20 protein-coding genes are annotated in these 25,313 nt (G+C 28.0%); 16 read left to right on the top strand and 4 right to left on the bottom strand.

Annotated elements, in window-relative coordinates; all coding sequences use genetic code 11:
* Positions 1 to 32 precede the first annotated feature (32 nt).
* Positions 33 to 704, top strand: a complete 672-nt coding sequence (gene cwlD / locus AC4FRL_RS08940; protein WP_491139884.1) for an N-acetylmuramoyl-L-alanine amidase CwlD — start codon at positions 33 to 35, stop codon at positions 702 to 704.
* A gap of 244 nt (positions 705 to 948) precedes the next feature.
* Here cwlD and AC4FRL_RS08935 read toward each other — a convergent pair whose 3' ends face one another.
* Positions 949 to 1,806 (bottom strand): YitT family protein, encoded by an 858-nt coding sequence (locus AC4FRL_RS08935; protein WP_491139883.1) that lies wholly within the window; start codon positions 1,804 to 1,806, stop codon positions 949 to 951.
* Positions 1,807 to 2,061: 255 nt separating this feature from the next.
* Here AC4FRL_RS08935 and AC4FRL_RS08930 point away from each other — a divergent pair, with 255 nt between their 5' ends.
* From AC4FRL_RS08930 to AC4FRL_RS08910, 5 genes are all read left to right on the top strand, one after another.
* The gene (locus AC4FRL_RS08930) at positions 2,062 to 2,760 is read left to right on the top strand and encodes a response regulator transcription factor (RefSeq protein WP_491139882.1); all 699 of its coding nucleotides are present in this window, start codon (positions 2,062 to 2,064) and stop codon (positions 2,758 to 2,760) included.
* Positions 2,738 to 4,570, top strand: coding sequence for a sensor histidine kinase (locus tag AC4FRL_RS08925; protein WP_491139881.1), 1,833 nt, complete (start codon positions 2,738 to 2,740; stop codon positions 4,568 to 4,570). Before AC4FRL_RS08930 ends, AC4FRL_RS08925 begins: the two co-directional genes overlap by 23 nt.
* A gap of 156 nt (positions 4,571 to 4,726) precedes the next feature.
* Positions 4,727 to 5,083 (top strand): arsenate reductase family protein, encoded by a 357-nt coding sequence (locus tag AC4FRL_RS08920; protein ID WP_491139880.1) that lies wholly within the window; start codon positions 4,727 to 4,729, stop codon positions 5,081 to 5,083.
* A gap of 282 nt (positions 5,084 to 5,365) precedes the next feature.
* Positions 5,366 to 7,597: a ribonucleoside-diphosphate reductase subunit alpha gene (locus AC4FRL_RS08915; protein ID WP_491139879.1), complete on the top strand. Its 2,232-nt coding sequence runs from the start codon at positions 5,366 to 5,368 to the stop codon at positions 7,595 to 7,597.
* A gap of 79 nt (positions 7,598 to 7,676) precedes the next feature.
* Positions 7,677 to 8,711: a ribonucleotide-diphosphate reductase subunit beta gene (locus tag AC4FRL_RS08910; RefSeq protein WP_491139878.1), complete on the top strand. Its 1,035-nt coding sequence runs from the start codon at positions 7,677 to 7,679 to the stop codon at positions 8,709 to 8,711.
* 37 nt (positions 8,712 to 8,748) lie between these two features.
* Here AC4FRL_RS08910 and AC4FRL_RS08905 read toward each other — a convergent pair whose 3' ends face one another.
* The gene (locus AC4FRL_RS08905; protein ID WP_491139877.1) at positions 8,749 to 10,758 is read right to left on the bottom strand and encodes a sigma 54-interacting transcriptional regulator; all 2,010 of its coding nucleotides are present in this window, start codon (positions 10,756 to 10,758) and stop codon (positions 8,749 to 8,751) included.
* A 463-nt stretch (positions 10,759 to 11,221) separates the two neighbouring features.
* Between AC4FRL_RS08905 and ptsP the strand changes: the two genes are divergently transcribed.
* From ptsP to AC4FRL_RS08885, 4 genes are all read left to right on the top strand, one after another.
* Positions 11,222 to 12,841, top strand: coding sequence for a phosphoenolpyruvate--protein phosphotransferase (gene ptsP, locus AC4FRL_RS08900; protein ID WP_491139876.1), 1,620 nt, complete (start codon positions 11,222 to 11,224; stop codon positions 12,839 to 12,841).
* 175 nt (positions 12,842 to 13,016) lie between these two features.
* Positions 13,017 to 14,186: a beta-aspartyl-peptidase gene (gene iadA, locus AC4FRL_RS08895; RefSeq protein ID WP_491139875.1), complete on the top strand. Its 1,170-nt coding sequence runs from the start codon at positions 13,017 to 13,019 to the stop codon at positions 14,184 to 14,186.
* A 117-nt stretch (positions 14,187 to 14,303) separates the two neighbouring features.
* On the top strand, positions 14,304 to 14,618 hold the full coding sequence (trxA, locus tag AC4FRL_RS08890) for a thioredoxin (protein ID WP_491139874.1): 315 nt from the start codon (positions 14,304 to 14,306) through the stop codon (positions 14,616 to 14,618).
* Positions 14,619 to 14,647: 29 nt separating this feature from the next.
* Positions 14,648 to 15,508 carry an NAD(P)/FAD-dependent oxidoreductase gene (locus tag AC4FRL_RS08885; protein ID WP_491139873.1) on the top strand — a complete coding sequence of 287 codons (861 nt, stop codon included), beginning with the start codon at positions 14,648 to 14,650 and terminating at the stop codon, positions 15,506 to 15,508.
* 30 nt (positions 15,509 to 15,538) lie between these two features.
* On the opposite strand, the gene AC4FRL_RS08880 is transcribed toward AC4FRL_RS08885, so the two are convergent.
* Positions 15,539 to 16,138, bottom strand: coding sequence for a cell wall hydrolase (locus AC4FRL_RS08880; protein WP_491139872.1), 600 nt, complete (start codon positions 16,136 to 16,138; stop codon positions 15,539 to 15,541).
* Positions 16,139 to 16,210: 72 nt separating this feature from the next.
* Positions 16,211 to 17,173 carry a hypothetical protein gene (locus tag AC4FRL_RS08875; protein WP_491139871.1) on the bottom strand — a complete coding sequence of 321 codons (963 nt, stop codon included), beginning with the start codon at positions 17,171 to 17,173 and terminating at the stop codon, positions 16,211 to 16,213.
* A gap of 160 nt (positions 17,174 to 17,333) precedes the next feature.
* Between AC4FRL_RS08875 and cdaA the strand changes: the two genes are divergently transcribed.
* The 6 genes from cdaA (at position 17,334) to AC4FRL_RS08845 (ending at position 25,292) form a co-directional block, all read left to right on the top strand.
* Positions 17,334 to 18,191: a diadenylate cyclase CdaA gene (gene cdaA / locus AC4FRL_RS08870; protein WP_491139870.1), complete on the top strand. Its 858-nt coding sequence runs from the start codon at positions 17,334 to 17,336 to the stop codon at positions 18,189 to 18,191.
* Positions 18,158 to 19,483, top strand: coding sequence for a CdaR family protein (locus AC4FRL_RS08865; protein WP_491139869.1), 1,326 nt, complete (start codon positions 18,158 to 18,160; stop codon positions 19,481 to 19,483). The genes cdaA and AC4FRL_RS08865 overlap by 34 nt, the downstream gene beginning before the upstream one ends.
* Positions 19,484 to 19,560: 77 nt before the next feature.
* Positions 19,561 to 21,162 carry an NAD(P)/FAD-dependent oxidoreductase gene (locus tag AC4FRL_RS08860; protein WP_491139868.1) on the top strand — a complete coding sequence of 534 codons (1,602 nt, stop codon included), beginning with the start codon at positions 19,561 to 19,563 and terminating at the stop codon, positions 21,160 to 21,162.
* A 182-nt stretch (positions 21,163 to 21,344) separates the two neighbouring features.
* The gene (gene ptb / locus AC4FRL_RS08855; protein ID WP_491139867.1) at positions 21,345 to 22,253 is read left to right on the top strand and encodes a phosphate butyryltransferase; all 909 of its coding nucleotides are present in this window, start codon (positions 21,345 to 21,347) and stop codon (positions 22,251 to 22,253) included.
* Positions 22,254 to 22,277: 24 nt separating this feature from the next.
* Complete coding sequence (buk, locus tag AC4FRL_RS08850; protein WP_491139866.1) at positions 22,278 to 23,348, top strand: butyrate kinase; 1,071 nt, start codon at positions 22,278 to 22,280, stop codon at positions 23,346 to 23,348.
* Between the two features lie 225 nt (positions 23,349 to 23,573).
* On the top strand, positions 23,574 to 25,292 hold the full coding sequence (locus AC4FRL_RS08845) for a ferredoxin hydrogenase (protein WP_491139865.1): 1,719 nt from the start codon (positions 23,574 to 23,576) through the stop codon (positions 25,290 to 25,292).
* The last annotated feature ends 21 nt before the right edge of the window (positions 25,293 to 25,313 follow it).

The following is a 25,313-nucleotide window of genomic DNA, read 5'->3' as shown; positions in this document are numbered from 1 at the left end:
GAATTATTTTAAATCTATTAGGAGGTTTTTTAATGAGAAAGATATTTAAGGTGCTATCTATAACTTTCTTATCCTTACTATTAATAAATTTAAGTTTTTTTAAAGTAAATGCAGAGGAAAGACAGAAGGTTATTGTTATAGACCCAGGGCACGGAGGAATTGATGGTGGAGCTAAAAGTGAAAGTGGAGTTATTGAAAAAGATATTAATTTATCTATAGCTTTAAAGACTAAAAAACTTTTAGAGGATAAAAATTATAAGGTAATAATGACAAGGGACAAAGATATTGGATTATACACAGAGGGAAAGAAAGTTAGAGAGAAGAAAAGAGAAGATTTAAATAATAGAGTTAAAATAAAAAAAGAAAATAATTGTGATGCTTTTATAAGTATTCATCAAAATATGTTTCCTCAAAAAAATTGCAAAGGGGCACAGGTATGGAGTGCTAATAATGAAAAGAGCGAAAAATTAGGAAGAATAATACAAGCTAAATTTAAGGAGTTGGATACTAGTAATAAAAGAGAGGCAAAGGTTGCTAAGAAAGAATATAAAATTTTAAATGATTATTATGAAGAAGCTTCCGTAATAGTTGAGTGTGGATTTTTATCAAATCCTGAAGAATGCAAGCTTTTAACTAATTCTAATTATCAAGATAAAATAGCGGAAACTATATTAAAAGCTATAGATGAATATTTTAATAGTTAAAACTCTTAAAGATTAAAGCTTAACTTCAAAATCTAAAGGAGTAATATTATAAAGTTCATTTAATAATATGGTTTTTAAGATTAAAAAAAATAATACAAAAATTAAAATTATAATTAAAATATTTATAATCCTTATTTTATTCATAAAAGCTCCTATTTTTCTAAGTATATATTAAATATATGATTTAGTATTTTATTTTATAAGAAAAAAAGGCTATGCCATTAATTTAGGCATAGCTTTTAGTTTATATATTTTTAAAGCCTTTTCCTTTTACTTCGGAAACATCCATTATAGTTACAAAGGCATTTGGATCTATATAATGTATTGTATTTTTTAATTCAATCATTTGTCTTGTAGTAACTAAACAATAAAGCATCTTCTTTCTGTCATGAGTGTACTCTCCTTCAGCTAAAAGAGAGGTTACTCCTCTATGAAGGTCCTTTATTATATAATTTATAACCTGTTGTTCCTTATCGGTTATTATAAGTAAAAGTTGTTTTGAGTGTATCCCTTTAATAACCTTATCTACTAAAACTGTTTGAACAAAAATAGAAATAAGAGTATAAAGAGCTGTTTCTAATCCAAAGAATATAGCTCCTACACCTACTATACACATATTTAATATAAAGCTTAAAGAGCCTATATTAAAGTTTGAGTACTTTTTACGGATAACCATAGTAAGTATATCTGTTCCACCAGTTGAGCCACCTTTAGAAAATACTAAGCCATAGCCTAAGCCACATATAGCACCACCAAAAACACAATAAAGCAATTTATCATCTAGATTAATTAGATTTGATAAAGGTGCCGTTATCATTAGTGAAAGGGATAAAGCTAGCATTCCTATAGCAGAGTTAAATGTAAACATCTTTGATAACTTAAAATAACTAAGTATAAATAGTGGAATATTTATAAGTAAAACAACAATACCAGAATTAACTCCCATTAAATACTGGAATATAAGTGCAATACCTGTAGCACCACCACTAAGAAGTTTAGCATTAGATAAAAATAAGTTTACTCCTAAAGAAGCGATAAAGCATCCTATGATAATAAATAAATTATCAATAAGTAATTCTTTTTTCTCTTTGATGTAATTCATTTGGGATTCTCCTAAATCTTAGAATAAATAATTTCATAGGTAATTATAATGCTTTTTTTGGTAAAGTAAAGCCAATAAATACTTTGAAAAAGCAACTAATGTGTTTTTATGGTAAAATACATTGTATATACTAAGAATTTCATAAAATTAATAGTAGAAGATGTATCTTAAGAAAATCGTAATAAATAAATAGGTTAATTTTAATTTTCCTCCTTTAATATTTAGAGGAGGCATAAGTTTAAGGAGTGCTTTGTTATGGAAAAAGAAAATTTTAATGTTTTAGTTGTAGATGATGAAAAAGAGATAAGAGACGCCATAGACATATATCTAAGAGGAGAAGGAATAAATGTAATAAAGGCTGGAGACGGAATGGAAGCCTTAGAAATTTTAGATAAAGAAGATATACATTTAGTTGTTTTAGATATAATGATGCCTAAATTAGATGGAATGAGAACTTGTTTAAAAATAAGAGAGAGCAGAAATATACCTATAATATTATTGTCAGCAAAATCAGAGGATAGTGATAAAATATTAGGGTTAAATATTGGGGCAGATGACTACGTTACAAAACCCTTTAATCACTTAGAACTTGTTGCAAGAGTTAAGTCGCAATTAAGAAGATACGATTATCCTTTAAATAAAGAAAATACTCAAGACTTAATAGTTATAAAAGACTTAACTATAGATACTGTAAATAAACAAGTTTCCTTAAGAGGAGAAAATATAAAGTTAACTGCAACAGAATATAAAATATTAACTCTTTTAGCTTCTCATCCTGGAAGAATATTTTCTATTAAAGAAATATATGAAAGAGTTTGGGAAGAACCTTTTTATAAAAGTGAAAACACCGTAACTGTTCATATAAGAAGGATGAGAGAAAAGATAGAAATAAATTCAAAAGAACCTGAGTATATAAAGGTGGTGTGGGGACTTGGGTATAAAATTGACAAATAGTTTTTCAAGATGGTGGAGAAACTATAGCCTTTCAGTAAGAAGCATAGAAAATATGTTTATTTTAATATTTTCATTGTTTATACCTGTTTTATATATAATATTATTTGGAGGTTACTCCTTTGATAATATAGCTAAATTAAATGCTAAAGGAAATCCTAATATATGTAATAGAGTTATGTATAGAGATGCACTTATAAATCCACATAAATATAAAGAGTGCAGACTCTTAGCACAATCAGTAGATATATCGGATTTTATTTATAATGAAACAAATTACTTAAGTAAATTAGATAATCTTGATTCAAAGGAAGAAAAGCAAGAGTTTATTAAAAAACTTCAAGAAAGAGCTACAAGCTATTCAGGAGTAGTTATTATAAATAAAAAAACTGGAGAATATTATTCAAATAGAGTTTGGTTTTATGAAAAACCTTATAATTTATCTACTCCAAAGGAAGTTTTAGAGAGCTTATCTAAAAATGATAATGTTGTTTTTAAAGAGATAAATTCTTCAGGAGATTATGAAGAAATATACTTTTCAAGAGGAGAGCTTTATGACTCTGAAATCAATTCAATTAGGATAGCCTTTTTAGTTACTATGACAACCACTCTTATTGTAATACTTTTACTTTTAAAGAAAATTTCAATGATTAAAAATATGGGTATAAAAGCTTATAAAGATAGTTGGAAAAATGGATATTTATTTAGAGTATTAGATAGTATAAATGTTTTAATAACAAAGAGAATGTTCATAGAAGAATTTTTAAAAGATAAAGTGGTTATTTTTGTATTTTCTTTTACAATAATATATATGCTTATAAATGGTTTTATGAGAAATATAGAATTTGTTTGGAAGCAATATCATTATGTTTTAGTAGATACAAGATACATTTTAATAATTCCTATAGTATTAGTTATAAACTTTATAGTTAAGTTTATAAGAAAATATGATGGATTAGATACAATAATAAATGGAATAGAAAAAGTTAAAAAAGGCGATACAGATATTGAAATTAAAGAAAATGATGATGAGCAAATAAGAAAGTTAGCAGATGATGTAAATGACTTAAGATTATGTTATAGAGAATTAGTTGAAGAAGGAATAAAAAATGAAAAATTAAAAACTGAGCTTATATCAAATGTATCACATGATTTAAAAACACCTTTAACATCAATAATAAATTATGTAAATATTCTTCAATTAAATGATATAACTGAAAAAGAAAGAAAAGAGTATATACAAATACTAGATAAAAAATCTCAAACTTTAAAGAAGTTAATAGATGATTTATTTGAGGTTTCTAAAATGTCCTCAGGAAAAGTAGAATTATTTAAATACAATATAGATATAATTCAGTTAGTATATCAATGTATAGCTGAAGTTGAAGATTTTTATTCAGAAAAGGAAATAGAGTTTAAGATAAATGGACCAGAGGAATGCATGGTTAAAATAGACCCTCAAAGAATGTCTAGAGTATTTCAAAATTTAACTACCAATGCTTTAAAATATAGTTTAGAAAAGACTAGAGTTTATGTAGAGATAAAGGACTTTGAAAACTATGTAGAAATATCCTTTAAAAATATTTCTTCTTATGCTTTAGATTTTGATGAAAATGATATTTTAGAAAGATTTGCAAGAGGAGATGAATCAAGAAACTCAAGTATAGAAGGTTCTGGTTTAGGATTAGCCATAGCTAAAACAATTGTAGAACTTCATAATGGAAGATTTAGAGTTGAGTGTGAGGGAGATTTATTTAAGGCCTTTGTAATAATTCCTAAAAATAAAGAAGATGATGAAGAAGAAATAAATTAATAATAAAATTTTGATTAATTTTTCTAAATAATTTATATGTAAAAATATATTATTCTTTTAACACAATATATTTAAAATTTTAACTATAAAGAGTATAATTACTACATAATAATTTTTATTGCATACTTGCAATATATTTAAAGAAGGTGTGAGAAAATGAGTTGTTTATTTTTAGAATATCCTAAATGTAGTACTTGTAGAAAAGCTAAGAAATGGTTAGAAGAGAACAATATAGATTTTACAGATAGGATGATTGTTGAGGAAAATCCTACTAAGGAAGAATTAAAAACTTGGTATGAAAAAAGTGGAGTTAAGTTAAATAAGTTTTTTAATACTTCAGGTAAACTTTATAGAGAAATGAATCTTAAAGATAAAGTAAAAACAGCTAGTGAAGAGGAACTTTTAGAAATATTATCAAGTAATGGAATGCTAGTTAAAAGACCTTTACTTATAAAAGAAGATTTAGTTCTTATAGGTTTTAAAGAGGATGAGTGGAAGGAAAAATTAAAATAAAAAATAGGTCGCAAGGAAAGATATTACTTTTCCTTGAGACCTATTTTTCTTTTTATAAAAATACTCTCATATCTTTATTATTTAAAAATGTCAATAATCATTATTAGTCGAATAAAACTAAAAAAAGAAAATATGACTTATATAATAAGGGTTATTCTTAAAATAAGTTAGCCTTATCAAGAAATATGAATTTTACAAAACAATTTTTAATTATTATAATAAATTGTCAAGATATTGTGCGAAGAATAAAAATAATTACTATATATTGTGGAGGGCTATTTGATGACACTATTAGAGAGATATTGTACATGGTCTATAGAGGAGCTAAAGGATGAGAGCGAATTATATACAGAGGAAAAGCTTAAAGTAGCTTTAGATAATATAATTACCTCAAAGATGGGAGAAAAGGAAATAATAAAATCCTTTATACAAGTTTCTTTAGAGTTAACTTCTCAAGTAGAGCCAAGATGGCAAGAAATTGCTGCTAAATTATATGTTAAAAACTTATATAAAGAGGTAAGAGAAAATAGAGGACTTGATAAAGATGAAGATCCATACAATGATTTTTATGGATTTATAAAAGAGCTAACAGATAAAGGCTTATACGGAAAATATATATTAGAAAATTACTCTAAAGAGGATATAAAAGAACTAGAAAAAGAAATAAAAAGAGAGAGAGACTTTTTATTTACATACAGTGGAATAAGTCTATTATCTAAAAGATACCTAATACAAGATTTTAACAGATTACCTCTAGAGCTTCCACAGCAAATGTTTATGGGGATTGCTATGCACCTTGCTATACCAGAAAAGAAAGAAAATAGACTTTACTGGGCAAAGAGATTTTATGATGTTTTAAGTTCTATAAAGGCTACTATGGCAACACCAACTATGTCTAATGCAAGAAAACCATTTTATCAACTAAGTTCTTGTTTTATAGATACAGTAGGAGATAGTTTAGCAGGAATATATAAATCTTTAGATAATTTTTCTAAGGTTTCTAAATTTGGTGGCGGAATGGGAATTTATATGGGCAAGGTAAGAGCCCTAGGTTCAGCTATAAGAGGTTTTAAAGGTGCATCAGGTGGAATTATACCTTGGATAAAATTATTTAATGACACAGCCATAGCAGTTGACCAATTAGGTGTTAGAAATGGTTCTGTTGCAATTTGGTTAGATGCATGGCATAAAGATTTACCAGAGTTTCTTCAAATAAGAACAAATAATGGAGATGACAGAAAGAAAGCTCATGATATATTCCCAGGACTTTGTTATCCAGATTTATTTTGGAAATTAGCAGAAAATGATATAGATGCTAACTGGTATATGATGTGTCCTCATGAAATAAAAACTGTTAAAGGATATTCTTTAGAGGATTTTTATGGAGAAGAATGGGAAAAGAAATACTATGAATGTGTAGAAGATGAAAGAATAGAAAAGAGAGTTATGAGTGTTAAAGATATTGTAAGGCTTATAATAAAAAGTGCTGCAGAAACAGGAACACCTTTTGCTTTCTATAGAGATACAGTAAATAAATTTAATCCTAATAAACATAAAGGAATGATATATTCATCAAATCTTTGTACTGAAATAATGCAAAATATGAGTGCTATGGAAATAGAAAAGACAGAGATTAAGGATGAAAATGGTGATATTTTAGTTGTTGAAAAAACTAAACCAGGAGACTTTGTAGTTTGTAACCTTTCTTCTGTAGTGTTAGGAAATGTAGATGTTACTTCAGAGGAAGAGATAGAATATGTTGTTGAAACTCAAATAAGAGCTATGGATAATGTAATAGATTTAAATTATTATTCAGTTCCCTTTGCTGAAATAACAAACAAAAGATATAGAGCAGTTGGATTAGGAACTTCAGGATATCACCATATGCTTGTAAATAATAAAATTGTTTGGAACTCAGAAGAACATTTAAACTTTGTAGATAAAGTTTATGAGAGAATAAATTTCTATGCTATAAAAGCTAGTTTAAACATAGCAAAGGAAAAAGGATGCTATCCTTTATTTGAAGGCTCAGATTGGAGTAATGGGGATTACTTTGATTTAAGAGAATATAATTCACCTAAGTGGAGAGAATTAAAAGAAGAAGTAGCTAAGTATGGAATTAGAAATGGCTATTTATTTGCAGTAGCACCAAATGGTTCAACAGCTACTTTAGCAGGAACTTCAGAAGGAGTAGACCCTGTTATGAATAGATTTTGGTTAGAAGAAAAGAAAGGAAGTATTACTCCAAAGGTAGCACCAGGTTTATGTCAAGAGAATTTTTGGTATTATGTTTCAGCTTATAATGTTGACCAAGAATTTACAGTTAAAGCTAATGGAGTAAGACAAAGACATATAGACCAAGGGCAATCTTTTAACCTATATATAACAACAGACTATACTATGAGACAAATAATGAATCTTTATATTTCTGCTTATAAAAATGGCGTTAAAAGTATTTATTATGTAAGAAGTAAATCTTTAAGTGTAGAAGAGTGTGAAAGTTGTTCAGCTTAAAATATAAAATTTTTTTAGATACTCATCTTTTATTGATGAGTATCTATTATGTATAAATAAATAATGAAAGGTGAATAAAATGGAAATAAATAAAAGACCGCTTTTTAATGAGTTTGGAGATATTGAAACTAATAAGAAAAAAATAATAAATGGTAATACAACTAATTTAAATGATTTTAACAATATGAAATATACATGGGTTTCAGATTGGTACAGACAGGCAATGAATAATTTTTGGATACCAGAGGAAATAAACCTAGCTCAAGATTTAAAGGATTATAAAAAATTAACTAAAGAAGAAAAAACAGCTTATGATAAGATACTTTCTTTTTTAATATTTTTAGATTCAATACAAACGGCAAATTTAGGAAATATAAATAGTTATATAACTGCCTCAGAGGTTAATCTATGTTTAACTATACAAGCCTTTCAAGAAGCTGTGCATTCTCAAAGTTACAGTTATATGCTAGATAGTATATGTTCACCAGAAGAAAGAAATGAAATATTATTTCAATGGAAAGATGATGCTATATTACTTCAAAGAAATAAGTTTATAGGAGATTTATATAATAAATTTTTAGAAGAATCTAGTATGGAAAACTTTATAAAATCAGTAATGGCTAACTATATTTTAGAGGGTGTTTATTTTTATTCAGGATTTATGTTTTTCTATAATTTAGAGCGTAATGGTAAAATGCCAGGTTCAGCTCAAGAAATAAGGTATATAAATAGAGATGAAAACACTCATTTATGGTTATTTAGAAATATAATAAAAGAATTACAAGAAGAAATACCAGAAGTTTTTACAGAGGAATTAAAAGATGAATTAAGAGATATGATAAAAACTGGGGTTGAACATGAAATTGCTTGGGGAGAATATGTTATAGGAGATAATGTTTCTGGAATAAATAATAATCTTATAGAAAATTATATAAAATATATTGGAAATTTAAGAGCTAAAGCTATTGGTTTAGGACGATTATTTAAGGGATATGATGAAAATCCAGCTCCTTGGGTAGATTATTATGCTGATGCAAATCAAGTAAAAACAGACTTTTTTGAAGCTAAATCAACAGCATATGCAAAAGCTGGTGCTTTAATAGATGATTTATAAAATAAAAAAATACCTAGAGAATAACTCTAGGTATTTTTTATTTTTTTATATCTATATCATATTTTTTGCACTTTAGAGAAATAGTTCTATGAGTTAATCCTAAAGCTTTACCAGCTTTATTAAAGCTTTTATATTTTTTCATAGCAGCCTCTATAATTTGTTTTTCATACTCTTCAAAGGGAAGTATGTGTTCAATATCAATATTTAAATTAAAGGATTTTAGCTCAACGGGCTTTAAATATGAAGGAAGATAGGAACTATCTATATAATCATTATCACAAAGATTTATAGCCCTCTCCATTATATTTTCAAGTTCTCTTATATTTCCAGGCCATGAGTACTCAATTAATAAATTTAAAGCATCTTGTTTTATTCCTAATATAGTTTTATTTAGCTTTTTATTTAACTTAGAAATAAAGTGTTCTACAAGTTCTGGAATATCTTCTTTACGCTCTCTAAGAGGAGGAAGATTAATTCCTAAAACATTAAGCCTATAGTATAAATCTTCTCTGAAAGAGCCTTCTTTAATCATTTCTTCTAAATTTCTATTAGTTGCAGCAATAACTCTTACATCAATATTTTTTGGTGTTATTCCTCCAACGCTTTCAATTTCTCTTTCTTGCAAAACTCTAAGAAGTTTAACTTGCATAGATAAAGGCATATCACCTATTTCATCTAAAAATATTGTTCCAGTATGTGCAATTGTAAATTTACCAGGCTTACTTTGAACTGCACCTGTAAAAGCCCCTTTTTCATATCCGAAAAGTTCACTCTCTAAAAGATTTTCAGGAATTGATGCACAGTTTACTCTTACAAAAGGTTTATTTTTTCTATTGCTATTATTATGTATTGCCTTTGCAATAAGTTCTTTTCCAGTACCACTTTCACCTCTAATAAGAACTGTTGAAGTTGTTTCTGAAGCTTTTTGGCACATATACATAATATCCTTTAATGTTCTAGTGGAGCCTATAATATTGTTAAAAGATGAATTTTTAGATAATTGTCTTAAAAATTCATTTTTATAATAATCTAATTCTTGTTCTGATTTGTTTAGCTTTGACATAAGCTCCTTTATCAAACTAACAGGTCTAGAGGTTGATATAACTCCTTTGAATTGTCCATCAATAAATAAAGGGTCAATTGTACTTATAACATTTATTCCGTTCTTTTTATGAATTACATCTTTTAATAAGGTTTTATCCTTAAAAACTTTAGCACGAAGTCCATTTGGTGCTATATCAAAAATGCTTTTTCCTAAAACATCAGAGGAAGATTTAGAAAAACTTTTAATGTATGCAGGATTTAAGTAGTTTATTATTCCGTTTTCATCTACAAAACAAATCATATCCTGTGAGTTTTCTAATATTTTAGTGAATTTTTCATTTATTTCTTTCATGCCTATTATGTCAGAAACATCTTGAATAACACTAACTGCACCTATTATTTTTTCATTTATAAAAAGTGGTGAACTATTTACTAAACCTATTCTGTTATTTATATGAAGCGTTGAACCATATTTCTTTAAATTACTAAGCATTACATGGGGAAGTTGTGAAGAAGGAATAATTTCTGTTATTTGTCTTCCTTTAACTTCTTTTCTACTATGACCAATAAATTTTAGAGCATAATCATTTATAGTTATTATGTTTTGGTCAATATCTATTACAACAATTCCTATAGGTAAACTTTCTAAAACTTGCTCATTAGCTATTATACTAGCATCTATTATTTCATCTATTTCACTATTTTCACATTCTAAAGGAGGAGTATTTATATTTTTATCTATAAATTCAAGAAGAGATTGTACTGCTAATTTTTCAATCATACCTTCTGTTTTAGAGCCTATTAAAATACTTTCATTAGGTAAAACTTTTAGAGAAAGTATTGCAAGCATGCTTATTCCAAGCCAGTCTGTGTATTTTTCTTTTTTTATATATAGCTTAACTTTATATTTAGATTCTATTTCTGATGCTTTATTAACAATCATAGCAGAATATCTAGTATGTAAGCCTAAGGGAGTTTTTATAACTAATTCTCTTGAATACATAAAGTAAATCACCATCCAAAGTTTTATTAAAAATTACAACAAATAAATAAGGTTGATATTTTTTATCAAATATTAATTAATATATTATCAGAAAAAAGTACTATTTTAAAGGATTTAAAAGTATATATGTTAATAAAGTAAGGCTTTAAAAGAATTATTTGATAAAAAGTATCAATAGATAAATAGGTTTGATATTTTTTATCAGATTTAGTATAATTAAATTAACCAATATAAGTAATTCCTTAGAGTAAGTTTTTAATAAATAAAATATTTTTCTAATATTTATAGGCATTTTTACTAGTGTTTATGAGAATAATATATTTTGAAAAATAATAAAATTAAAAACTTGGCACGCAAATTGCTGTTATATATAAGCAGTGAATTTGAAAAGTGAATTGATTGAATTGTGATTGATATTTAATGTTGTATTTAATTGAGTACTAACTTAAAGGAGGACTACATAATGAAAAAAGGTATTGCCGCTTCAAAAGGATATGCAATAGGAACTGTATTTATACAAGAACATGAGGAAATAATAATATCTGATGATAAAGTTTCAGATGTAGCAGCTGAAAAGGAAAAATTAGCTAAAGCTTTAGCTAAGTCAAGAGAACAATTAGAAACTATAAAAGAAAAAACTTCTAAAGAAATTGGTGAACATGAAGCAGAAGTTTTTGAAGCTCATTTAATGTTATTAGATGATGTAGAATTTACAGGTCAAATGGAAATGACTATAGAAAATGATAAATTAAATGCTATGAAAGCTGTTCAAAATGTTACAGATACTTTCGTTATGATATTTGATTCTATGGATGACCCTTATATGAGAGAAAGGGCAGCAGATATAAAAGACGTTTCAAAGAGAATAATAGCTAACCTAGCTGGTAAGGGCGGAAACGGAATGGAGAATTTAGGAGCTAATACTGTTATTGTAGCTCATGATTTAACACCTTCAGATACTGCTCAATTAGATAGAAGCAAAGTTATTGGTTTCTTAACTAATATAGGTGGAAGAACTTCTCACTCAGCTATAATGGCTAGAACTTTAGAAATACCAGCTGTTGTTGGATTAGGTGATATAACAACTTCAGTTAAAAATGGTGATACTGTAATAGTTGATGGTATAGAAGGTGTAGCTATAATAAATCCAGATGAAGCTACTATAAATGAATACAAAGCTAGATTAGATAAATATAAAGCAGAGCAAGAAGAATTAAAGAAATTAATAGATGTTAAAACTACTACTAAGTCTGGTAGAAGAATAGAAGTTTGTGGAAACATAGGAAAGCCAGAAGATATAAATCAAGTTTTAGCAAACGGTGGAGATGGTGTTGGACTATTTAGAACAGAGTTCTTATATATGGATAGAGAAGAAGCACCAACTGAAGATGAACAATTTGAAGCATATAAATATGTTTTAGAAAAAGCAAATGGTAAACAAGTTGTTATAAGAACTTTAGATATAGGTGGAGATAAAACTTTACCATACTTACCATTACCAAAAGAAATGAATCCATTCTTAGGATATAGAGCTATAAGATTATGCTTAGATAGAAAAGATATCTTTAGAGTTCAAATAAGAGCTTTATTAAGAGCTTCTATTTATGGAAATCTTGCAGTAATGTTCCCTATGATTTCAGGATTAGAGGAATTCCAAGAAGCTAAGGCCTTTGTTGAAGAATGTAAAGCAGAATTAAAACAAGAAGGAATAGCTTACTCAGAAGAAACTCAATGGGGTATCATGGTAGAAATACCAGCAGCTGCAGTTTATGCTGATGAATTAGCTAAACATGTTGATTTCTTCTCAATAGGAACTAATGACTTAATTCAATATACACTAGCTGCAGACAGAATGAGTGAAAAGGTATCATACCTTTATAACCCAATGCATCCAGCTGTATTAAGATTAATCAAAATGACAATAGATGGAGCTCACAAACATGGTAAGTGGGTAGGAATGTGTGGAGAAATGGCAGGAGATGAAAAAGCTATACCAACTTTAGTTGAATATGGTTTAGATGAATTCTCAATGAGTGCTACTTCAATCCTTACAGCTAAAAAAATAATAATGGAACAAGAATAGTTAAAAATATTAAAAATTTAATATATAAATAAATATTAATATAACACTCAAATCCTAAGTTTTGGCACGAATTTATTCGTGCCTTTTTTTTATAAAATAAGTTTTTGTAAAATTAAATTATTATTATTGAGTTTTAGGTAAAAATAATAGTAATTTAAATAAGGGAGGTGATTTTTTGATAAAGATAATAAAAAATATTGAGGTTTATGACCCAGAGTATTTAGGGAAAAGAGATATAGTAATTTTAAATGATAAGATTGAAGGTATATATGATTTTGTGAAAATACCTAAGGATTTTATAAATATACAAGTCATTGATGGAGAAAATAAAATAGCTGTTCCAGGATTTATAGATTCTCATGTGCATATAATCGGTGGTGGAGGTGAAGGTGGTTTTAGAACAAGAACTCCAGAGATACAATTAAGTAGTATAATAAAAGGTGGTATAACTACATTAGTTGGATGCATTGGAACTGATGGTGTGTGTAGAGATATGAAGGGGCTAGTTGCAAAGGCTAATGCTCTTTGTGAAGAAGGCGTAACTTGTTACTGTTATACAGGTTCTTATGATGTTCCTGTAAAAACTATAACAGAGAATATAAAAAGTGATTTATTATTAATTGATAGAATAATAGGTGTTGGAGAAATAGCATTATCAGACCATAGAAGTTCTCAACCAACTTATGAGCAATTTGCAAATATAGTTGCTCAAGCAAGAGTAGGAGGTCTTTTATCAGGAAAAGCTGGAATTGTAAATGTTCATTTAGGAAATGGAAAAAGAATGCTTAGTTATATAACTAGACTTATAGATGAATCAGAAATTCCAGCAAATCAAATTATACCTACTCATATGGGAAGAAATAGGGAGCTCTTTGAAGAAGGTATAAATTATGCAAAAAGAGGAGGACAAATTGACCTAACAACATCTTCAGATCCAGAAAATTTAGAAGAAGGTGAAGTTAGAGCATCACTTGGGCTTAAAAAACTTTTAGAAAGTGGAGTTGATGTAGAGAAAATTACTTTTTCTTCAGATGGAAATGGAAGTATGCCGATATTTAATAATTTTGGTGAACTTGTAGGATTAGGTATATGTTCTGTATCAAGTCTTTTTGAAGAAGTTAAAGAATCTATAAGATTAGGGATTCCTATGGAAACTGCAATTAAAGTAATAACTAGCAATGTAGCTAAGGTTTTAAAATTATCTCAAAAAGGATTTATCTCTACTGGTATGGATGCAGATATAGTTTTATTAGATAAAGAAAATTTAGATATAGATTCTGTTATATCTATGGGAAATATTTTAATGGATAATAAAAAATTATTAGTAAAAGGCACCTTTGAATAATAAATTTATAAAAGCTTTATAATAATTATTATTTGTAACATTGACTTAATATTTTAAATATAATATAATTGTAAATAATAAAATACCCCTAAGGGGTATATAGGGAGGCGTATAATTATGGTAAAACATATAAATGATCAAGATTTTAATACAGAGGTAATAGAAGCTAAAGAGCTAGTAGTTGTTGATTTTTGGGCAACTTGGTGTGGACCTTGTAAAATGATAGCTCCAGTTATAGAAGAGCTTGGAGAAGAAATGAAAGAGGTTAAATTCGTTAAAGTTGACGTTGATAAAAACCCAGCTTCAGCAGGAAAATATCAAATTCAAAGTATTCCAACTTTATTAATATTTAAAAATGGAGAAGTTGTTGATACTTTAGTTGGATTTAGACCAAAAGCTGCTTTAGCTGAAGCAATTAAAAAGCATATTTAATAACTAGCTTCATAAGGAGATGAAAAATTTTGAGCGAAAGATATGATATAGCTATAATAGGAAGTGGACCTGCTGGTCTATCTGCTGCTTTAAATGCAAAAATTAGAAATAAAAAATTTATTCTTTTTGGAAATAATGATTTAAGCACAAAGCTTGTTAAAGCACCAAAAGTAAATAATTATCTTGGATTTGTAGGCAAGAATGGGATAGATTTAAAAAATCAATTTATGGGCCATTTAAAAGAAATGGATATACAAATAACAGAGGAAAGAATAAATAGTGTTTATGCTATGGGAGAATATTTCGCTCTTATGGTAAATGAAAAAATGTATGAAGCTACTTCAATAATAATAGCTACAGGAATTGAATACACAAAGCCTATGAAGGGTGAAGAAGAATTCTTAGGAAAAGGTGTAGGATACTGTGCTACTTGTGATGCTCCATTATATAAAGAAAAGGTAGTAACTATAATTGGCTATAATAAAGAAGCTGAAGAAGAAGCTAATTTTGTAAATGAATTAGCAGGTAAGGTGTACTATGTTCCTAGATATAAGGGAGAATTAAATTTAAATCCAAAAATTGAAGTTATTGATGATATTCCTTTAGAAATAAGGGGAGAAGGTAAAGTTACTGAATTAATAACTAAAAATGGAAGCATAAAAACAGATGGCATTTTTGTTTTAAGAGATAGTATATCTCCAGGACAATTAGTTCCAGGACTAAAAATTACAGAAGGCCATATTGAAGTTGATAGATTAATGAAAACAAACATAGAGGGGTGTTTTGCAGCTGGTGATTGTACTGGTAAGCCCTATCAATATATAAAGGCTGCAGGTGAAGGAAATGTTGCAGCTTTAAGTGCTGTTGTATATTTAGATAGTAAAAGATAAAAAAGCTAACACATTTGTGTTAGCTTTTTTTTAAACAACATTAAAAAAAACATGTTGACCTATACTTTTTTCTCCTGTTTTTTCTACGCCTTTCATCCACGAACAAGTAGCTATTTTAGGATTATAAAAATATAATGCTTCATCTGTTGGGTCATATCCTTCTATAGCTTTTAAAACTGCATTATAGCTATCATCATCAGGAACAACATCAATTTTTCCATCTCTAACACAAGAAAAAGCATTTTTTTGTGTTATTACTTCTTGAATAGTATTGGGAAATTGAGAGTCTGTAGTTCTATTTAAGATAACAGAAGCAACAGCTATTTTTCCATCAAAAGGTTCACCTTTACTTTCAGCATAAACTACTTGAGACATTAAATATATGTCATCTTTAGTAAGTGAAATTGTAGAGTCTGAACTTTTAAATACAGCGACTATATTATTGTCGCCATTATTTTCATAAGCTTCTTGTGGATTTATGTTAGAAGCTAGTGCATTTTTTTCTATATAATTATTTTTGCTAACTGGCTTAGTTGAGTGAGAAAGTGCGAAAACATCTTTTCCCATAAAATTTGTTATAAATAATAAGGCGAAGGCGAAGACAAAGTAAGTATAAATACTTTTTTTCATAAGAACCTCCTTTTAGGTAATTATTTTACTTTGTATATTGTAACCAAAAAAAAATAATTAATACTAAGAGGGTTAGTTTTTATTATAAAGGTCTAAGTTTTTTTCAGCTTTTTCTAAATCTATTTTAAATTTATCAAATAAAGAAGCAGCTTCTTCATAATAAGACGTATCCACATCCTTATTTTTAATTTCTTTTAAAAGACCTTTATTAAAGAATTCAATATAATTTTCAAAAGATTTCAAGGCGTTTTCAAGAGCTAAAAATGCATCATTAGCTTTTTCGGGAATAGGAATAGAGTAAAGAGTATTTTTAATTTCTTTTAAGTCATTTTTTTTCTTTTCAATATCTGTAGCTAATATATCTAAATTCCTTCCAGAATTTTTTATTATATTAGCTGTTTCAAAAAGTTTTTCATCTAATGAAGAAAGCTTGAATATTAATGATTTCATAGAAACTACAAAATCATTTTTTTGACTTTGAATAAATTTTTTATCTCTATTAATCTTTATTAATTCATTAATATAATAAAAAATATCTTGTATATAATTGTAACCTTCCTTATATAAATAAACAGGTAGTAGGTTTTCTCTACACAAAGAGTAATAATTTTCACATTCTTTTTTTAAGTCTAAAACTTTATAATATTCTTCACTTAGATTTAATGAATCAGGATTTTTTAAAATATATAGAAGCTTATTAAAAAGCTCAATATTCTTATCTAGTCCTTTATTTAAAGAACTGTGGATATTTTCATGATTTTTAGATACTTTTAAAGAATTTAAAGTTATGTTGTTTTCTTTTAGCATATTTAATTTTTTTTCAATGGAATTTACGTAGTTTTCAGAACTAATTTTATCTTTAGGTATGTCATAAGTTAAATTAATTTCGGAAACATTTCTAGCGATATCTTCAATTTTTGATTTTTCATTATGAGCTCTAAAAAATAAAAAACCTACTATAAATATTAATATAAGAACTGCAAATATTATATATATTAAGTATTTATCTATATACTTTTTAAATTTAAACTCCATAGTGTTTACCCCCTTATAAAATTTTCTATTTAAATATATGAATAATTAAACAATAACATTACCTAGAATATGTAAAATTGAAAAGAAATAAACTAAAATATACCTTATATTTATATTTTTATTGTATAATTTAATTGGTACTGTAATGGAGGTGAATTAGATGCAAGAATTAATAATGCTATTTACAAATAGCTTAAAGGATATGTCTATTTGGTCAATTATAGATATATTAATTGTGGCCTTTATATTTTATAGAGGATATGTATTAATAAAGGAAACAAGGGCAGAGCAATTATTAAAGGGTGTAATACTTTTATTAATTTTAATTCCTATAAGTTATGTATTAAGACTTCAGATGTTAAATTTTATACTAACTAAAACTTTAACTATAGGTGTTTTATCAATAATTATTATTTTCCAACCTGAAATAAGAAGAGCCTTAGAACATATAGGAAGTACTGCTTTTGATGATTTTCATGTTATTCAAGATGATCAAAAATTAGAAGAGGTTATAGACCAACTTATAACAGCTGTTCAAGATATGGCAGATACAAAGACAGGAGCCTTAATTGCCATAGAACAAAGTACTGGATTGGCTGAAATAATTTCTACGGGAACTCAATTAGATGCAGTAATAACTTCGGCTTTAATAGAGAATATATTCTTTAAGAATACTCCATTACATGATGGAGCAACAATAATTAGAAATGATAGAATAGTTTCAGCAGGCTGTGTATTACCTTTAACAGATGACACTACTATAAGCAAAAAGTTAGGAACAAGACATAGAGCTGCTATTGGTTTATCAGAAATATCAGATGCTTTAGTTATTGTTGTTTCAGAAGAAACAGGAGCAATATCCCTAGCAGTAAAGGGAAGATTAACAAGAAATTATGACGGTAAGAAATTAAAAAGTATATTATTAAAGGTTATGAGAAATAGAAGAAGTAAGAAAGGTAAAACTTTTGGGGAGAAGGTGAAAATATGCTTAAGAAAATTAAAGGAAAAAATTTCTTAGTAAAATTTATATGCCTATTATTATCCTTTTCTCTTTGGTTGTATATAATCAATGTGGAAAATCCTATTAGAGATCTTAAGTTAAATAATGTTCCTGTTCAGGTTGTTAATAGTGATGTTCTTAAAGATTATGATTTAGTAATGATGCCTAATCAAAATTTGACTGTAGACTTAGATTTAGAAGGCCCTTCTACTGAAATTTATAAGGTTAAGAAAGATCAATTTAAAATTATTGTTAACTTAAGTGAATATGTTCTAAAAGAAGGGGATAATAATATACCTGTGCAAATAGAAAATTATCCAAATAATATAAATATAAAAAATAATGGCTTTTTAAGAGTTAATATAGTTCTTGATAAATATCAAGAAAAGAGTTTACCTATAGAAAATCATATAAAGATAAATACTGCACAGGGAACATATGCAGATAAAATTAATTTAAGTCCAGAAAGTGCTACAGTTTCTGGAGCTGAATCTTTAGTAAACAAAGTTAAATCTTTAGTTGTAAAAGGGGAAATTAAAGATGTTAAAAAAGATGTTAACATGAAATTACCTATTATAGCTATTGATGAAAGTGGAAATGAAATAAAAGATATTAATATAAGTCCAGATAAAGCAGATATATCTTTTGGTGTTAAAAAATCAAAGGAAGTGCCTATTAATGTAATAACAACAGGAAATCCTCAAAATGGATTGGTTGTAAAATCAATAACTCCAAGTGAGGGAAAAGTAACTTTACTTGGGCCTGAGGATAAACTTAATAAAGTAGATTCTATTGATACTTCAGCTATTGATCTTTCACAGTATAGTGATGATACAGAAGTTAGTGTAAATTTAAATGTTCCAGAGGGTCTTACTATATCAAGTGGAGATAAGGGAACTATCAATGTAAAGTTGTCCTTTAGTAAAGATGCAAAAAGAGATTTAGAACTACCTGTAAATTTAGAAGGTTCATTAGAGGGATATACTTCAGAAATAGATAGTAAAACTGTAAAAATTACTATAGATGGTCCTGAAGATTTAGTTAATAATATTGATTTAAGTAAATTTAAATGCACTTTAGATATATCAAAACTTACAGAAGAAGGTGGAAGTTTAAAACCTAATATTACAACTTCCTATGATAACATAAAGATAATTAGCATAAATCCTTCAGAGATTAAGGTTACTTTTAAAAAGAAAGAAGAACCACCAAAACAAGGAACAAATACTGATAATAATAAGAATGAAAATGCACAAAATGGAAGTGTTCCAGAAGAAAATAACAAAGAAAATGGAAATAATAATCAATAAATTTTTACCACAGATTACTTTAAGGGTATTCTGTGGTAAAATAATTTACTAAAGAAATAAAATGGAGGAGTTTTGTTATGACGATTAGAATAAATAATATTAGTTTAGATATAAATGAAGATTTAAGTCTTTTAAGAAATAAAGTAGCTAAAAAATTAAGAATGTCTAAGGATGAAATTGGAGACATAAAAATAATAAAAGAATCCTTAGATGCAAGAAAAAAGAATATAATAAAATTTAATTATTGTGTAAATATAGAACATGAAAATGAAGAAAAAATAGTAGCTAAACTTAATGATAAGGATGTAAAAATAGATAAGTTAAATTATGATTTTGATTTTAGCTTTGGTGATAAAAAATTAGAACATAGACCCGTAGTTGTTGGCTTAGGACCTGCAGGACTTTTTGCAGCACTTTTACTAGCTAAGAAAGGGTTTAATCCTATTGTTTTTGAAAGAGGAGAAGATGTAGATTCTAGAACTAAAACAGTAGAGAAATTTTGGAAAACTGGAGAGCTAAATAAAGAGTCAAATGTTCAATTTGGAGAAGGTGGAGCAGGTGCTTTTTCAGATGGAAAACTTACAACTAGAATAAAGGATACAAGATGTGATTATGTTTTAGATGCTCTTGTTAGAAATGGGGCTCCAGAAGAAATAATATATAAAGGCAAACCTCATGTAGGAACAGATATATTAAAAACTGTTGTTAAAAATATTAGAGAAGAAATAAAAAAATGTGGTGGAGAAGTACATTTTAATTCAAGATTTGAAGGAATAATAAAAAAGGATAATAAGTTAAAGGGAATAAAGGTAAATGGAGAGGAAGTTCCTTGTGAAGTTGTAGTACTTGCTTTAGGACATAGTTCTAGAGATACTTATGAAATGTTATTTAATGAAGGTATATTTATGAAGCAAAAGCCCTTTGCAATAGGAGTTAGAATAGAGCATCCTCAAGAAGTTATAAATTTAAGTCAGTATGGAGAGAAATATGCGAATCATCCAAAGTTAAAAGCTGCTGAATATAGATTAGCTTATCAAAGTAAAACTTTAGATAGAGCTGTTTATTCTTTCTGTATGTGTCCAGGTGGAGTTGTTGTAAATGCTTCTTCAGAGGAAAATAGACTTTGTGTAAATGGAATGAGTTATCATGCTAGAGATAAGGAAAATTCTAATTCAGCTTTAGTTGTAACAGTTGGACCAAAAGACTTTAATGGAGAACATCCCTTAGAAGGAATGAAGTTTCAAAGACATTATGAAGAACTTGCCTTTAAGCTAGGAGGAGCAAATTATAATACACCAGTTCAATTAGTTGGAGACTTTATGGAGGATAGAATTACAAAAAAATTAGGGTCTGTTAATCCTAGTGTATTAAGTAATGGTTATAGATTTGAAGATTTAAGGAAATGCTTACCTTCTTATGTAATAGAGGGCTTAAAAGAAGGAATAGTTGATTTTGATAGAAAAATAAAAGGTTTTGGACATAATGATAGTGTTTTAACAGGTATTGAAACAAGAACGTCAGCACCAGTTAGAATTGAAAGAAATGAGAAATTACAAAGTATATCATTAGAAGGGCTTTATCCAGCTGGAGAAGGTGCTGGCTTTGCTGGTGGAATTGTATCAGCTGCTGTAGATGGGTTAAAAGTTGCTGAGAATATAATGAAAGAATACACTGTTTAAATTTTAACAATTTAATAAAAAATAATAAATTGAATATTCTGAAAACTTATGTTTTCAGAATATTTTTTGGTAGAATATAGTTATAAAGAATTAATTTTGAATTTATATGGGTGTAAAAGTAGTTTTTTTTTGCTTGCATTTGTTATAAATTTAACAAAATTCAAGGAAGAGGGTTGAGTATTATGGCTAAAAATTTTAATGAATTGTTTTCAAAACTAAGAGAAAATGGGATGAAAAAAGTTTCTGTTGCAGTTGCTCAAGATGAGCCTGTTTTAGAAGCAGTTAGAGAGGCTAAGAAGTTAGGAATAGCAGATGCTATTTTAGTTGGGAATGAGGAAAAAATAAAAGAAATAGCTGATAAAATAGGCATGGATTTATCAGATTTTGAGGTTTTAAATGAGGTTAATGATAAGAAAGCAGCTTTATTAGCTGTAGAGTTAGCATCTACAGGAAAAACAGATATGGTAATGAAAGGATTAGTTGATACTGCAACTTTTTTAAGAAGTGTACTTAATAAAGAAGTTGGATTAAGAACAGGTAAATTAATGTCTCATGTATCTGTATTTGAAATGGAAAAAATGGATAGATTAATTTTTTTAACAGATGCGGCTTTCAATACTTATCCAGAACTTAAAGACAAAGAAGCAATGATAAATAATGCAGTTAAGGTTGCACATGCCTGTGGAATTGAGGTGCCTAAAGTTGCAGTTATTGGTGCAGTAGAAGTTGTTAATCCTAATATGCAAGCTACAGTAGATGCAGCTTTATTAGCTAAGATGAATGATAGAGGTCAAATAAAGCAATGTTTAGTAGATGGTCCTTTTGCTTTAGATAATGCAATATCAGAAGAAGCAGCAAAACATAAGGGAGTAAAGGGAGAAGTTGCTGGAAAAGCAGACATATTATTATTACCAAACATAGATGTAGCCAATGTTATGTATAAGACTTTAACTTATATGTCAGAATGCAAAAATGGTGGGTTATTAGTTGGTACATCAGCTCCAGTTATATTAACTTCTAGAGCAGATAGTTTTGAAACAAAAGTTAAATCAATAGCTATAGCAGCAGTTGTTGCTCATGATTTAAAGTAGAGAGTTTTTGAGGGGGAAAGTTATATGGGATACAAATTATTAATAATAAATCCAGGTTCTACATCAACAAAAATTGGTGTTTATGAAGGAGAAAAAGAAATTTTAGAAGAAACTTTAAGACATTCAGCAGAGGAAATATTAAAGTATGATACTATAGTAGACCAGCTTGATTTTAGAAAAAATCTTATATTAAAGATTTTAAAGGAAAAGGGAATTGATATAAATGAAATAGATGCTATTGTTGGTAGAGGTGGAATGCTTAAGCCAATAGAAGGTGGAACTTATGAAGTAAATGAAGCTATGGTTAAGGATTTAAAAATAGGAGTTCAAGGTCCACATGCTTCAAATTTAGGTGGAATATTATCAAATGAAATAGCAAAGGAATTTGGTAAAAGAGCTTTTATAGTAGACCCTGTTGTTGTGGATGAAATGGAAGAAGTTGCAAAGCTTTCAGGAGTTCCTGAGTTGCCTAGAAAAAGTAAATTTCATGCATTAAATCAAAAAGCAGTAGCTAAAAGATATGCTAAGGAACATAATACTTCATATGATGATGTTGATTTAATAGTTGTTCATATGGGTGGTGGAGTTTCAGTAGGAGCACATAAAAAAGGACGAGTTGTAGATGTTAATAATGCTTTAGATGGAGACGGTCCTTTCTCACCAGAGAGAGCAGGGGGCGTTCCTTCAGGTGAACTTTTAGAAATGTGTTTCTCAGGTAAATATACTAAAGATGAAGTTTATAAAAAATTAGTTGGAAAAGGTGGCTTTGTTGCTTATGCTAATACAAATGATGCAAGAGATTTAATAAAACTATCTAAAGAAGGAGATAAAAAAGGTTCATTAATATTTGATGCATTTATTTATCAAATTGCAAAAGAGATAGGTTCTATGGCTGTTGTATTAGATGGAAAAGTTGATTCTATATTATTAACAGGTGGAATTGCATATAGTGATTATGTAACTGAAGCAATAAATAAAAAGGTAAATTGGATTGCACCTATTAGTGTATATGGTGGAGAAGATGAACTTTTAGCTTTAGCGCAAGGTGCTATAAGAGTTTTAGATGGAATAGAAGAAGCTAAGATATATAAATAAAAAATAAACAATGTATATAATTTAATAATTTATTTTTAAATGGGGAAGAATTTTGTAATTCTTCCTCAAATTTTGTCGTAAAAAAGTGTTCATAAAAATCTGAAATATTTATATTTCACTAATATTATGTTAGAATAATAACGATGATTTTTAAATTAACTGATTTTTACAATGTATGAGTTGAGGTTTAGTTTTAATTAAAAAACCAAAAATTGGAGGAACAGCATGAATAAAATAATAATCAATGACAAGACTATCGAATTTGATGGTGACAAGACGATACTTGACTTAGCGAGAGAGAATGGTTTTGACATTCCAGTGCTTTGCGAGTTAAAAAATTGCGGTAACAAAGGACAATGTGGAGTTTGCCTTGTTGAGCAAGAAGGAAACGAAAGACTATTAAGATCTTGTGCGATAAAAGCTAAGGATGGAATGGTTATAAAAACAGATAGTGAAAAAGTAATAGAAGCTAGAAAAGAGAGAGTTGCAGAACTTTTAGATGAACATGAGTTTAAATGTGGACCATGTAAGAGAAGAGATAATTGTGAATTTTTAAAACTTGTAATAAAAACAAAAGCAAGAGCTCACAAACCATTTGTAGTTTCAGATAAATCAGAATATGTAGATGATAGAAGTAAATCAATAGTTTTAGATAGAAGTAAATGTGTTAAATGTGGTAGATGTGTTGCAGCATGCAGAACAAGAACTGCTACAAATTCAATAAAGTTCCATAGAATTGATGGAGTAAGATTAGTAGGACCTGATGAATTAAAATGCTTTGATGATACAAATTGTTTATTATGTGGTCAATGTATAGTAGCTTGTCCAGTTGATGCTTTATCAGAAAAATCACATATTGATAGAGTTGAAGAAGCATTAAAGGACCCAGAAAAGCATGTAATAGTTGCAATGGCACCTGCTGTAAGAACATCTATGGGTGAATTATTTAAGATGGGATACGGTCAAGATGTTACAGGAAAATTATATACAGCTTTAAGACAATTAGGCTTTGATAAAGTATTTGATATAAACTTTGGAGCAGATATGACAATAATGGAAGAAGCTACAGAGTTAGTTCAAAGAATAAAAAATAATGGACCTTTCCCAATGTTAACTTCATGTTGTCCATCATGGGTAAGAGAAGTTGAAAATTATTTCCCTGAGTTAGTTGAAAATCTTTCTACTGCAAAATCACCACAACAAATATTTGGAGCTGCTTCAAAGACATATTACCCAGAAGTTGCTAATATAGATCCAGAAAAGGTATTTACAGTAACAGTAATGCCTTGTACTTCTAAAAAGTATGAAGCTGATAGACCAGAAATGGAAAACAACGGTATAAGAAATATAGATGCAGTTATAACAGCTAGAGAGTTAGCTAGAATGATAAAAGCTGCTAAAATTGATTTTGCTAAATTAGAAGATGGTGAAGTTGACCCAGCTATGGGAGAATATACTGGAGCAGGAGCTATTTTTGGAGCTACAGGTGGAGTTATGGAAGCTGCTTTAAGAACAGCTAAAGACTTTATGGAAAATGACGACTTAGAAAATGTTGATTATGAAGCTGTAAGAGGTTTAGCTGGAATAAAAGAAGCAGAAGTTGAAATAGCAGGAAAAGAATATAAATTAGCTGTTGTAAATGGAGCTGCTAATGTTTTTGAATTAGTTAAGTCAGGAAAAATAAATGATTATCACTTTATTGAAGTAATGGCATGTCCAGGAGGATGTGTTAATGGTGGAGGTCAACCACATGTTTCAGCTGAAGATAGTGATAAAATGGATATTAGAGCAGTAAGAGCATCTGTTCTTTATAATCAAGATAAAAACTTAGCAAAGAGAAAATCACATCAAAATTCAGCTTTATTAAAAATGTATGAAAATTACATGGGTACACCAGGACACGGAAGAGCTCATGAGTTATTACACATGAAATATAAAAAATAATAATTTTAAAATTAAAAGCAG

Source organism: Clostridium sp. TJA032 (genome assembly GCF_058310275.1).
Note: the sequence above shows the minus strand (reverse complement) of the source record. Positions and strands in the feature narration are given on the sequence as shown.

What these genes read in the sequence shown, in the direction of transcription:
- AC4FRL_RS08875 (WP_491139871.1), bottom strand. Translation starts at nt 17,173, where the DNA reads ATGGAGTTTAAATTTAAAAAGTATATAGATAAATACTTAATATATATA.
- AC4FRL_RS08860 (WP_491139868.1), top strand. Translation starts at nt 19,561, where the DNA reads ATGACGATTAGAATAAATAATATTAGTTTAGATATAAATGAAGATTTA.
- AC4FRL_RS08920 (WP_491139880.1), top strand. Translation starts at nt 4,727, where the DNA reads ATGAGTTGTTTATTTTTAGAATATCCTAAATGTAGTACTTGTAGAAAA.
- ptb (WP_491139867.1), top strand. Translation starts at nt 21,345, where the DNA reads ATGGCTAAAAATTTTAATGAATTGTTTTCAAAACTAAGAGAAAATGGG.
- AC4FRL_RS08935 (WP_491139883.1), bottom strand. Translation starts at nt 1,806, where the DNA reads ATGAATTACATCAAAGAGAAAAAAGAATTACTTATTGATAATTTATTT.
- AC4FRL_RS08930 (WP_491139882.1), top strand. Translation starts at nt 2,062, where the DNA reads ATGGAAAAAGAAAATTTTAATGTTTTAGTTGTAGATGATGAAAAAGAG.
- cdaA (WP_491139870.1), top strand. Translation starts at nt 17,334, where the DNA reads ATGCAAGAATTAATAATGCTATTTACAAATAGCTTAAAGGATATGTCT.
- trxA (WP_491139874.1), top strand. Translation starts at nt 14,304, where the DNA reads ATGGTAAAACATATAAATGATCAAGATTTTAATACAGAGGTAATAGAA.
- buk (WP_491139866.1), top strand. Translation starts at nt 22,278, where the DNA reads ATGGGATACAAATTATTAATAATAAATCCAGGTTCTACATCAACAAAA.
- cwlD (WP_491139884.1), top strand. Translation starts at nt 33, where the DNA reads ATGAGAAAGATATTTAAGGTGCTATCTATAACTTTCTTATCCTTACTA.
- AC4FRL_RS08865 (WP_491139869.1), top strand. Translation starts at nt 18,158, where the DNA reads ATGCTTAAGAAAATTAAAGGAAAAAATTTCTTAGTAAAATTTATATGC.
- AC4FRL_RS08910 (WP_491139878.1), top strand. Translation starts at nt 7,677, where the DNA reads ATGGAAATAAATAAAAGACCGCTTTTTAATGAGTTTGGAGATATTGAA.
- AC4FRL_RS08845 (WP_491139865.1), top strand. Translation starts at nt 23,574, where the DNA reads ATGAATAAAATAATAATCAATGACAAGACTATCGAATTTGATGGTGAC.
- AC4FRL_RS08880 (WP_491139872.1), bottom strand. Translation starts at nt 16,138, where the DNA reads ATGAAAAAAAGTATTTATACTTACTTTGTCTTCGCCTTCGCCTTATTA.
- ptsP (WP_491139876.1), top strand. Translation starts at nt 11,222, where the DNA reads ATGAAAAAAGGTATTGCCGCTTCAAAAGGATATGCAATAGGAACTGTA.
- AC4FRL_RS08905 (WP_491139877.1), bottom strand. Translation starts at nt 10,758, where the DNA reads ATGTATTCAAGAGAATTAGTTATAAAAACTCCCTTAGGCTTACATACT.
- AC4FRL_RS08915 (WP_491139879.1), top strand. Translation starts at nt 5,366, where the DNA reads ATGACACTATTAGAGAGATATTGTACATGGTCTATAGAGGAGCTAAAG.